The organism is Thalassospira sp. UBA1131, assembly GCF_002311515.1.
Lineage (GTDB): Bacteria > Pseudomonadota > Alphaproteobacteria > Rhodospirillales > Thalassospiraceae > Thalassospira.
In genome coordinates, this window is record NZ_DCAO01000020.1 from 1 (window position 1) to 10535 (window position 10535).

The window sequence follows — 10535 nt, forward strand, 5'->3', positions numbered from 1 at the left end:
CGGGTGCGATCAACGGTTTCGCTGGCCGGGCCATATTGTTCGACATTGCCATTCAGCGCGATAACGCCGCCGTTTTCGCCGATAAGTCCGTCAAACAGACCGGATGTCTGATTGATATGTTCCAGTTCGGCGAGTGTTTTTGAAGATACCGCGATCAGGGGGATGGAAAGCTGCTTCAGCCGATCCAGTGCGGGGCGGGCATCCGTCCAGCTATAGGTGTCATGATCAAGCAATGTGCCGTCAAGATCTGTGAAAATGGCGATGGCGCGGCTTTGAGGCATCTTCCCGTTCTGTCGCGGTTTTAAGGGATTTTTGGCCATTGTGCAGGGCCGAAAGAAACAACTTAGCATAGTGCTGACAAAGGATCGACAGTTCACAGGATGAATTTTTCATCACGACGACAAATGCGATGAATTTTCCGGCACTATTACGCTTGTTCCCAGACAAGGATCGGCTATTGGCGACAGGGCGTCCATCGGATGGTTAGAACCAGATCACGTACAAGGTATAACCAAAACCCAATACATGTTCGATTTGTCCAATCATTATCCCGGTTTGTCCATTCTGTCCCAACAGCAACAAGCGTATTCTTTCCGCAATGGAACGGTTCTTGTTCCAATTCAAAAACAGAACCAAAAACCGTGATCTTGTGAGGAAATCGTCATGCATGTCCCTGTCGTTATCGTTGGTTCGGGCCCGGCTGGTCTGCTGTTGTCACATCTGCTGCATGTGCAGGGGATTGAGTCCATCATTCTGGAACGCAAAAGCCGAGACTATGTCGAAGGTCGCATTCGTGCAGGCGTTCTTGAAATGGGAACGGTCGATCTGATGAAACGTGTGGGCGTCGATGCCCGCATGAACAAGGAAGGCATCATCCATGGCGGCATCTATATCAGCGTCAACGGCAAGCGCACGCATGTGAATATCGAAGAACTCACCGGTGGTTCGACCGTCATGGTGTATGGCCAGACAGAGGTCACCAAGGACCTGATTCAGGCGCGCCTTGATCACGGTGGTGAAATCATCTTCGAAGCCGAAGATGTCAGCCTGCATGACATCAATGGCGACAAGCCGAGTGTTCGATATGTCAAAGACGGCAACGCGCTTGAACTGACATGCGACTATATCGCGGCGTGTGACGGTTTCCACGGCGTCGGGCGCAAGACCCTGCCGGGCGTCAAGGAGTTCGAAAAGGTCTATCCGTTCGGTTGGCTGGGCGTTCTGGCCCATGCAAAGCCGGTTGCCGAAGAACTGATTTACGCCAAGCATGACCGCGGCTTTGCGCTGTGTTCGATGCGCTCGGACAAGGTCGTTCGCCACTATGTCCAGGTGCCGATGACGGACAAGATCGAAGACTGGTCAGATGATCGCTTCTGGAACGAGCTTCGCACCCGTCTTGGTGAAGAGGACGCCGAACTGGTCAATGAGGGCGAAGTGTTCGAAAAAAGCATCGCGCCGCTTCGAAGCTTTGTGGCGGAGCCGATGCAACACGGCCGTCTGTTCCTTGCCGGTGATGCCGCCCATATCGTGCCGCCGACCGGTGCCAAGGGCCTGAACCTTGCGGCGAGCGACGTTCACTACCTGTCCGAAGCATTGATCGCAAAGTACAAATCCAACCGCGAAGATCTGCTGGCAAGCTATTCCGACACGGCATTGGCCCGTGTCTGGAAGGCAGAGCGGTTCTCGTGGTGGATGACCTCCATGCTGCATACGTTTGATGACCAGAATGAATTTGATGGTCGCATTCGCAATGCAGAGCTTGAATATATCCTGTCGTCAAAAGCAGGTCTGAAAACCCTGTCGGAAAATTACGTCGGTCTGCCTTACTGATCAACGTAACGGGGATACCCACCCCCGACGGAGAAGTCCCGCTCTCCATTTCCGCCCAGAAGTCCGACAGGTAATGAAACGGTCCGCAACCCACGCGGACCGTTTCTTTTTGGCATCGCTTGCCGGGTTTTTATGTATGGTCAAACCGTTATGCCCCGAAATCATCACAATTGGTTGGGGAACCTTATGCAATGTCCGCACGTTTCCTGTGTGTTGCTGTTTTCAAGACAATAGGAGAAAACCATGGCGACCAAGACCGAGACGACTGCTGATAATGCAAAACTGCAGGCGGATGTCGATGCCCTGCGCAGCGATCTGGCCGAAATCACCAAAACCCTGAAGGCGATGGGTGGTCAGGCGGCAGAGACCAGAACGCAGGCAGCTGCGGAGCGCATTCGTGAAGTGACCGGTCAGGCGCGTGATCAGTTTGATCATGCACGCGGTGTGGCTGTGGATCAGGTTCGCGAGAACCCGCTGGCATCTGTAGCCGTGACCTTTGGTGTCGGCCTGCTTATCGGCCGTCTGCTGCAGAAATGATTGATCAGCTGACCGACATACTTGTCGATCAGGCAAAGGCCGCGGTCCGAAAGGGCGCGGCTTTTGCCGCGATCGCAATTGTGATGTTGATCGGGGCAGGCTTCTTGCTGGCGGCCATCTATATGGCGATTGCCGCATCCTTTGGCGCGATTGCGGCTGCCATGGCGATTGGCGGTACGCTGGTGACACTGGGGCTGGTTGCCCTTGCCATCATGTTACAGCGCGATCCCGGCGATGCGGTTGATCCCGCAGCAGTGCATGACGATGCTGCGCGCAGGCAAAAAACCGAAGATGACATGCTGTTTGATCTTTTGGTGCATTCGGCCATGACCGGCTATGCAACTGGCCAGGGCAACAAACCGCGCATGCAATCGGGGTTTGATAAAATGGTCACCGACCTTGCAGCCCTTGGTATTTTTGATCCCCCGAAGGGGCATATGGAAACCCAAGAAGCGCACCATGATCCGAATACAAAAAAGGCGGGATAGCTGATCAAGCTGCCCGCCCTTTTTTAATACTGTTTTCGCCCGGCTTATTCGCCGTGGAAATGGACCGTGCCGATAAAGGGCAGGTTGCGGTTGTTCTGGGCATAATCGATGCCATAACCGACCACAAATTCGTCAGGAATATCAAAGCCGCAGAAATCAATCGGGATTTCAACTTCGCGACGCGACGGCTTGTTCAGAAGCGTGCAGATTTCCAGACGGTTCGGATCGCGGGTTTTCAGAAGCCGAACCACTTCCGACAGGGTGTAGCCGGTATCAATGATGTCTTCGACCAGCACGACATCCTTGCCACGGATCTGACCATCAAGGTCCTTGACGATGCGCACGTTGCGCGAACTTTCCGTGGAATCGCCATAGCTGGATGCGACCATAAAGTCGACTTCGACCGGTACGGTCAGTTTGCGTACCAGATCGGCGATGAAAACAAAGGAGCCGCGCAGCAGGCCAACAACAATCAGCTTTTCGGTATCCTTGAAGCTTTCATTGATCTCGGCGGCAAGCGCATCGATCTTGGTGGCAATCTCGTCCGCCGTTATCAGCGGCTTGACATCATAATCGGCCATAAATTCCGGTCCTGAAGCGTTATGGTGTGATGCTTCGCTTGCTAGCACAAGCCGGTCACGATGACCAGCCTGTGAATGGTAACAGAAGTATAATCCTTCCAAGCTTGGAGATGTTATCGCGCATGGGGGGAATTAAGCTGTGGATTTGTCCGCAATGGGTGCGAAATCGCTTCTGTGCCGTCAGCTAAATGTCAAATGCATTCGAAGGCCGCTATGCCACTGTGTCTTCAGCTGTGCTTTCAGTGGCCAGATGTGCGACCAGTGATTTGAGGTTGCGGCTTCGGACCAGATGCAAAAATGCCTGTGCCGCCGGGGGCAAGGTACGACCCGATCGCCAGATCAGACCGATATGGCGCAGCAAAACCGGGCTTTCCAGTTGTCTGAAAACCAGCGGGGCACGACCCAGAACCGGAAGCGTCAAGGACGGCAGGGCGGTAATGCAGAGCCCCTGCGACACAAGCGCGCCTGCGGTTGCCAGATGGGCCACCTCAAAGCGGGGGTGAAAGGCAAAGCCGTGCTGGGTGCAGGCGGCATCGATGATCGAGCGCACACTTGTTTCACGCGACATTGCGACCATTGGCTGCGACAGGATTTCTTCCCATTTGTACGTCCGGTTTTCATCAAGAAATCCGCCCGGTGCCCCGACAGCGATGAAGCGGTCGCTCAGCAATCGTTGGAAGGACAGGTTATCGGTGTCCTCGACCACATCGGCGGTAAAGCCAATATCAGCACGCCCCATTTCGACTTCGCGCAAGACCCCCTCGGACAGCATGTCATTTAGCTGAACATCGACATTCGGGTGGGCCTGCATGAATTCGGCAATCAGCGGTGGCAGCAGTCCGGCCGTTACCGAAGGCAGTCCGGCGATGGTCAGTTTTCCGCGTTTGGTATTGAGGTAGGTGTCAAATTCGTCGAGGGCGGAATCAGTGGTATTCAGGATCCTTTCCGCCAATCTGAGAAACATCTTTCCCTGTTCGGTCAGTGCAACATTTCGTGTGTCACGGTCAAAAAGTCGCGCCTGCGTGCGGTCTTCGATCCGGCTGATTTGCCGACTGAGCGTTGATCCCGAGATGCCAAGTCGTTGAGCCGTCTTGCGAAAACTGCCCGTTTCGGCAAGAAGACAGAAGGATCTTATTTCTTCGGTATCAAGATTGATGCGTTTCATGCATCAATTATCTCATTATTTGATCTTCCTGCAACAAAGAAACTGGTCGACACTTTCGGTCCGTCCAAAAACAACCAAGCACAAGACTTGCCGACGGAACGTTAAACATGCCGATGACGGCATAGGGAGGAATACATTATGAAACTTTCAAAACTCGCCTTGGCGGGCGTGCTCGCCTTTGGTTTGTCGGTACCGGCTTTCGCACAGGAAAAGCTGCTGATCGGCTCGACGTCTGCATCATCTTCGCATTACGGCTATTTTGTTTCTGTGGCCAAGCTGATCAACGATGCCGACAACGGTATCGAGGCATCCGTTGTTGAAACCGGTGCGACGATGGACAACCTGCGCCGTATTGAACGCGATCAGATCGACCTTGGTCTGGTCACGACCAACGTCGCCCAACACGCCCATGCCGGGACCAAGGCGTTTGACGGTCGCGCGATGGACGGGCTTGGTCTGTTGTGGGTTTATACCGGTGCACCGCAGAACGTGATTGTGCGTGAAGATTCCGGTATCGCGACGCTTTCCGATCTTGCAGACAAGCGTTTCAATCCCGGTATCAAGGGATCGGCAACCGAAAGCACAACAGAGGCCGTGTTCGAGGCCCTTGGCCTTTCGGCTGAATATGTCCGTGGCTCGACCACCGATGTTGTGGACATGATCAAGGACAACCGTGTTACCGGTTATGTTAAATCCGGTGCCGGTCTTAAACTTGATAGCTCCACGCTTGATATCGCAACATTTACTCCGATCAAGGTCCTGAGCCTGACCGATGATCAGAAACAGGCCCTGATTGAAAAGATGCCTGATATCTCGGTCGTTGATATCCCCGAAGGTGCCGCAGACGGCGTTGATGCCTATTCCACCTGGAGCTTTGGTGTCGGTGTTGGCGCAGGTGCAAGCCTGTCCGAAGATGCCGCCTACAAGATTGTCGACGCAATCATGTCGGATACGGAAGTGCAGGGCACCGCAATGGCAAGTGTAAAAGGCGTCAATCTGGCTGAACTGACCTTGCAGTATGCGACAATCCCGCTGCATCCCGGGGCTGCGAAATGGTTCCGCGAGAACGGCTACGATATCCCGGCCAAACTCGATCCGTCCAAATAACAAGAAACCGGAACTCTTAGAGGAAAACCGTCATGTCTGTGCGCATCCGCGACGGGTTTGCGTTGCTCGTGGGTATATTCGTCTTCTATACCGCTGCAACCGGCCCATTTGAGAGCCTTATTCAAAGGGCGGTTTTCCTCGCACTTGTGACGTGCCTTGGACTAAGTCTTTATCCGCTGGGCAAGGGAACCGGTTGGCGAACAATCGGCTTGATCGTTGATCTGTTGCTGGCCGCGGTGACGATCAGCGCATGCAGCTATATCGTCGTGAACTACGATGAAATCATGACCACTTTGCCATGGGCAACGCAACTGGACATGGCCTTGACCGTTGGTCTGGTTGTGACGGTTCTTGAAATTGGCCGCCGTGCCGTGGGGGCGATTTTCCCGGTTCTTGTGATTGTCGGGCTGCTTTATGCGCTGCTTGGCGAATATCTTCCGGGCAGTCTGGGGCATCGCGGTTTTGATATCGAGTTTGTCACCGAAACCATTTTCCTTGGCGATCTTGGAATTTGGGGCATGCTGACCGGCGTTGCCGCCACGGTGATTGCGGCCTTCGTGCTGTTTGGTGCCTTGTTGCTTCATACTGGTGGCGGGCAAAGCTTTATGGATCTGGCGATGCGTCTTGGTGGTCGCCAAAAGGGCGGTGCCGCCAAGATCGCGATTATTTCCAGCGGTCTGTTCGGAATGATTTCCGGATCGGCGGTTGCCAATGTTGCCACCACCGGCAATTTCACCATCCCGATGATGCGGCGTCTTGGCTATCCCGGGCCACTGGCAGCGGCCGTTGAGGCCGTTGCCTCCACCGGTGGGCAAATTGCCCCGCCGATTATGGGGGCGGCCGCCTTTGTGATGGCCGAAATTCTTGGCATTGCCTATGTCGATGTCATGGTCGCGGCAATCATTCCAGCGGTTCTGTTTTATCTGTCGGTGTTTGTGACGGTCCACATCGTCGCAACCAGAAGAAACCTTAAACTGGTGCCCGAGGATGAGCTTCCGGCCTGGTCAGAAATTCTTGCCTTGCGCAAGGTGCTGCCGATCATCGCAGCCCTTGGGGGGCTTGCGGTTGGTATCTTTATGGGGCGCTCGGTTGCGACCTCGGCCTTTTATGGGATGATCGCACTTCTGATTGCGTTTGTGGCGACCTCTGCCGGGCGCCTGTCGGTTGGCGAAATGTTCAAGCGCGTTCTGGCCGGTGTGACCGATGCCGGCAAGGGCATGGTGATTATCGGGGTGTTGCTTGCCGGGGCGCAGATCCTTGTTTCCATGATCAACATGACTGGCATCGGCGTGACGCTAAGCTCCATGATTGTTGCCATTGCCGGGGACTCAACCGTTCTTGTGGCGATCATTGTCGGGCTGGTGTGCCTGATTATGGGTATGGGGCTGCCGACAACGGCGGCCTATGTGCTGGTCGCGGCTGTTCTTGCACCGGCGATGACCGCGGTCGGTGTCGAGCCGCTTACAGCCCATCTCTTTGTATTCTACTTTGCGACCATCTCGGTGATCACGCCGCCGGTTTGCGTTGCGGTGTTTGTCGCGGCCGGGATTGCGCAGACCAACTGGCTGCCTGCCGCGTTCGAGGCGGTGCGCCTTGGGGCGATGACCTATATTGTGCCGTTCATGTTGTTGCTGTATCCGGGCATGACAGCCGGGGGCGGCGGCTTGGCCATTATCAATGCGGTCCTGTCCGGTCTTGTTCTTGTGGTTGCCATCCCGGCATTGCTGGGCGGGCAGACATTCACCGGAAGGCTGTGGCTTGACCGCGCGATGCTTGTGATTGTCATTGGGGTCGCACTGTGGCCCGCGTTTCTGACGCCAATGATCGCGGCAATGTTGCTTGGCGGTGCCTTTTTCGTCGGCCGTAACATGCGCCGTGCGGCCATGGAGGGTGGCCAATGAAAACCATCCGTATTGGCACAGGTGCCGGTTTTTCCGGGGATCGGATTGAACCGGCTGTTGATCTGGCTGCGAAAGGCAATCTTGATTATCTGGTTTTCGAATGCCTTGCTGAACGCACCATAGCACTTGCCCAGCAGGCCAAAATGCATGATCCGAATGCCGGGTTTGACCCGTTGCTTGAACGTCGCATGCGCGCGGTTTTGCCGATCTGTCGCGAAAAAGGTGTTCGGGTGATTTCAAACATGGGGGCGGCAAATCCGGTGGCCGCAGCCAAACACACCATCAAGATCGCGCGTGAGTTGGGCCTTTCGGGCCTGCGGGTTGCCGCCGTGCAAGGCGACAATGTTCTTGATGTTCTCTCACCCGATGCATTTGTGATCGACGAGGCCAACTGCACGCTTGGCGAATTTAAGAAAGAAGTGATTTCGGCAAATGCCTATCTGGGGGCAGGTGGCATTGTTGATGCGCTTAAGGCTGGTGCGGATGTTGTCCTGACCGGGCGGGCCGCCGATCCTGCGATGTTTCTGGCACCCCAGATATTTGAATTTGGGTGGCAGATGGATGATTGGACGCGTTTGGGGCGCGGTACGCTTGTTGGGCATCTTCTGGAATGTGGCGGGCAGGTTACTGGTGGCTATTTTGCCGATCCGGGATTAAAGGATGTGCCCGATCTGGCCAATCTTGGCTTCCCGATTGCCGAGGTTGATGAAGATGGCAACGCCATCATTACAAAACTGCCGGGCACGGGGGGCTTTGTGAATGCCGCAACGTGCAAGGAACAGTTGCTATACGAAGTCCATGATCCGAAACGCTATATCCAGCCCGATGTGATCGCCGATTTTTCCGCAGTTCAAATCACCGAAGTGGGCCCGGATCGGGTGGCGGTATCGAACGGGGATGGTTTACCCAAAACCGGCAGTCTTAAGGTATCGATCGGCTATATCGATAGCTGTGTCGGGGAGGGGCAGATATCCTATGCCGGGCCCGGTGCCACGGCGCGCGGGCAACTCGCACTTGATATCCTTCATCAACGGATCGACCAGATCGGGATTGCCTGTGATGAAGTGCGCGGCGAACTGATTGGCGTCAATTCGATTTTCAAGGATGTTGCGGCATCCGACTGTGCGCCGTCAGAAGTTCGTGTGCGCTTTGTCGTCAGGACACGCGATCTGCAAACGGCGGCCCGAATTGGCGAGGAAGTTGAAAGCCTGTATCTGAACGGCCCTGCCGGGGGTGGTGGCGTAACCAAATCAACGCGTGAAATCGTTGCCATTGTTTCAGGGCTTCTGCCCGAAGACAGGCTGGTGACGCGGTTCGAGATGATGGAGGCGTGAAAATGCAGCTTCGCGATATTGCGCATTCGCGCACCGGCGACAAGGGGAATATCTCAAACGTTTCGGTGATTGCCTATCGCCCCGAAGATTGGCCTGTTTTGCTTGAACAGGTGACCGCAGAACGGGTTCGCGATCATTTCGGGTCTTTGATCGCGGGCGATGTCGTACGTTATGAGTTGCCGCAGATCGGGGCACTTAATTTTGTGATGTATGAGGCGCTGGGCGGCGGGGTTACGCGGACCCTTGCACTGGATCCGCATGGCAAATGCCTGAGTTCGCGGTTGCTGACCCTGCCGATTGACGGGCAACGCTAACAGGACAAGTAAGCGATTTAAGCCGCCTTGAAAATGATCGGCGTGTCGCCTTCGTGCCATTGGTCATATTTGGTCATGGCGCGTTCAAAAAGCTCGGAGGCCAGGAAATCATCAAGCCAGCGCTGCACATGGACGAACGGCATGGCGTCAAACGCCCCTTTGTCGGTATTGGCAAACTGGCGGATGAAGGGGGCAATGGCGAAATCAGCCAATGCCGGACGCGACCCGAACAGGTATTTGCCAACCGCCAACCGACCATCAAGGCGGTTAAGGATCTTTTCCGCATCCCGACGATGTTCGAGCGGGTCTACGTCTTCATAGCGGTTGGGATATTTGTAACGATCAAGGTGATGCTTGAACGGGCCGTCATTTTGCGAAATCAGGGCCAGCATGTCGTCAAGCGTGCCGCTTTCGGGTGTCAGCCATTCAAGCGGATCATTTTCCGCAAGTGCCCAGACCATGATTTCAAGGCTTTCATCGACCACCGTGCCATCGGGCAGGACCAGAACCGGGACGGTTGCCTTGGGCGATACATCGATCATGCTTTGCGGTTTGTCGCGCAGGACAACTTCACGCAGTTCGACATCAATTTCGGCGGCCAGCAAGGCAATACGTGCCCGCATGGCATAGGGGCAGCGACGGAAACTGTAAAGGATGGGCCGGGATTGCGCAGCAGCGTCTGCTATGGCCTTCGCAGGGGGAAGGTCGGCGGTCTCGGTTTTGGCAGATGCGGTGCTGGTGTCGGTGCCGCTGTCGGTCTTGGGCATAACTTCGATTTCGGTCATATATTTGGCTTAAACGGTGCCCGCGGGCAATGCAATAGACAATCGCGTGACAACCGGAATGCGCAAACATCCGGTTCCCTGACGCGTATGCTGCAAAAAATGGCCGGTTTTACGACTTTTTTGGCCCGATGGGCTTGATTTTACTGTCCGGTTTGTGAAAGGACAGTGCACCAGATTTAACAAAAGACTTTAGGATAGAGGGCAGACGCCAAAGTGCGTATGAGATATCCTGTAGTCTTACAGACAAAAGCCGTTGGAAAGAACAAGGGGCAAGTCCTATGACACCGACAGAGATCGCACGCGTCGAAGATTATCTGCGTCGCACGTTTGATAACCCGAAAATCGCCATTGATGCGCCCAAGAAAAAAGGCCATCCGATTGAAATGCGTGTTGGCGACGAGTTCGTCGGTGTTGTGCATCGTGACGAGGATGAAGGCGAAGTCAGCTACTCGCTGAACCTTGTCATCCTTGAAGAAGATCTGCCGCCGGCACC

12 protein-coding genes are annotated in these 10535 nt (G+C 54.9%); 8 read left to right on the forward strand and 4 right to left on the reverse strand.

Annotation, left to right across the window (positions count from 1 at the left end; genetic code table 11):
• Window positions 1-281, reverse strand: a 281-nt coding sequence (locus B3Z49_RS02700; RefSeq protein WP_296988075.1) for an HAD-IIB family hydrolase, incomplete at its 3' end; no start/stop codon positions are given.
• Between the two features lie 382 nt (window positions 282-663).
• Between B3Z49_RS02700 and pobA the strand changes: the two genes are divergently transcribed.
• The 3 genes from pobA to B3Z49_RS02715 all read left to right on the forward strand — a co-directional run bounded on the left by pobA (window position 664) and on the right by B3Z49_RS02715 (window position 2855).
• Window positions 664-1830 (forward strand): 4-hydroxybenzoate 3-monooxygenase, encoded by a 1167-nt coding sequence (gene pobA / locus B3Z49_RS02705; protein ID WP_296988077.1) that lies wholly within the window; start codon window positions 664-666, stop codon window positions 1828-1830.
• Between the two features lie 243 nt (window positions 1831-2073).
• Window positions 2074-2367 (forward strand): DUF883 family protein, encoded by a 294-nt coding sequence (locus B3Z49_RS02710; protein ID WP_063086883.1) that lies wholly within the window; start codon window positions 2074-2076, stop codon window positions 2365-2367.
• Window positions 2364-2855, forward strand: coding sequence for a hypothetical protein (locus B3Z49_RS02715; RefSeq protein WP_296988081.1), 492 nt, complete (start codon window positions 2364-2366; stop codon window positions 2853-2855). The genes B3Z49_RS02710 and B3Z49_RS02715 overlap by 4 nt, the downstream gene beginning before the upstream one ends.
• A gap of 44 nt (window positions 2856-2899) precedes the next feature.
• Here B3Z49_RS02715 and hpt read toward each other — a convergent pair whose 3' ends face one another.
• Both hpt and B3Z49_RS02725 read right to left on the reverse strand, forming a co-directional pair.
• The gene (hpt, locus tag B3Z49_RS02720; RefSeq protein WP_008891923.1) at window positions 2900-3436 is read right to left on the reverse strand and encodes a hypoxanthine phosphoribosyltransferase; all 537 of its coding nucleotides are present in this window, start codon (window positions 3434-3436) and stop codon (window positions 2900-2902) included.
• Between the two features lie 211 nt (window positions 3437-3647).
• Complete coding sequence (locus tag B3Z49_RS02725; protein ID WP_296988083.1) at window positions 3648-4601, reverse strand: LysR family transcriptional regulator; 954 nt, start codon at window positions 4599-4601, stop codon at window positions 3648-3650.
• A 138-nt stretch (window positions 4602-4739) separates the two neighbouring features.
• On the opposite strand from B3Z49_RS02725, the gene B3Z49_RS02730 reads away from it, so the two are divergent.
• From B3Z49_RS02730 to B3Z49_RS02745, 4 genes are read left to right on the forward strand one after another with little or no spacing between them, the layout of a single operon-like run.
• Window positions 4740-5708: a TAXI family TRAP transporter solute-binding subunit gene (locus B3Z49_RS02730; RefSeq protein WP_008891921.1), complete on the forward strand. Its 969-nt coding sequence runs from the start codon at window positions 4740-4742 to the stop codon at window positions 5706-5708.
• Between the two features lie 32 nt (window positions 5709-5740).
• On the forward strand, window positions 5741-7609 hold the full coding sequence (locus B3Z49_RS02735; protein ID WP_064782064.1) for a TRAP transporter permease: 1869 nt from the start codon (window positions 5741-5743) through the stop codon (window positions 7607-7609).
• Window positions 7606-8943 carry an acyclic terpene utilization AtuA family protein gene (locus B3Z49_RS02740; protein ID WP_296988088.1) on the forward strand — a complete coding sequence of 446 codons (1338 nt, stop codon included), beginning with the start codon at window positions 7606-7608 and terminating at the stop codon, window positions 8941-8943. The genes B3Z49_RS02735 and B3Z49_RS02740 overlap by 4 nt, the downstream gene beginning before the upstream one ends.
• A gap of 2 nt (window positions 8944-8945) precedes the next feature.
• Window positions 8946-9257: an AtuA-related protein gene (locus tag B3Z49_RS02745; RefSeq protein ID WP_296988089.1), complete on the forward strand. Its 312-nt coding sequence runs from the start codon at window positions 8946-8948 to the stop codon at window positions 9255-9257.
• Between the two features lie 17 nt (window positions 9258-9274).
• Here the strand turns inward: B3Z49_RS02745 and B3Z49_RS02750 are convergent, their stop codons facing one another.
• On the reverse strand, window positions 9275-10042 hold the full coding sequence (locus B3Z49_RS02750) for a glutathione S-transferase (RefSeq protein WP_296988091.1): 768 nt from the start codon (window positions 10040-10042) through the stop codon (window positions 9275-9277).
• Between the two features lie 278 nt (window positions 10043-10320).
• Here B3Z49_RS02750 and B3Z49_RS02755 point away from each other — a divergent pair.
• On the forward strand, window positions 10321-10535 hold a 215-nt coding region (locus B3Z49_RS02755), incomplete at its 3' end, for a DUF3126 family protein (protein ID WP_008891916.1).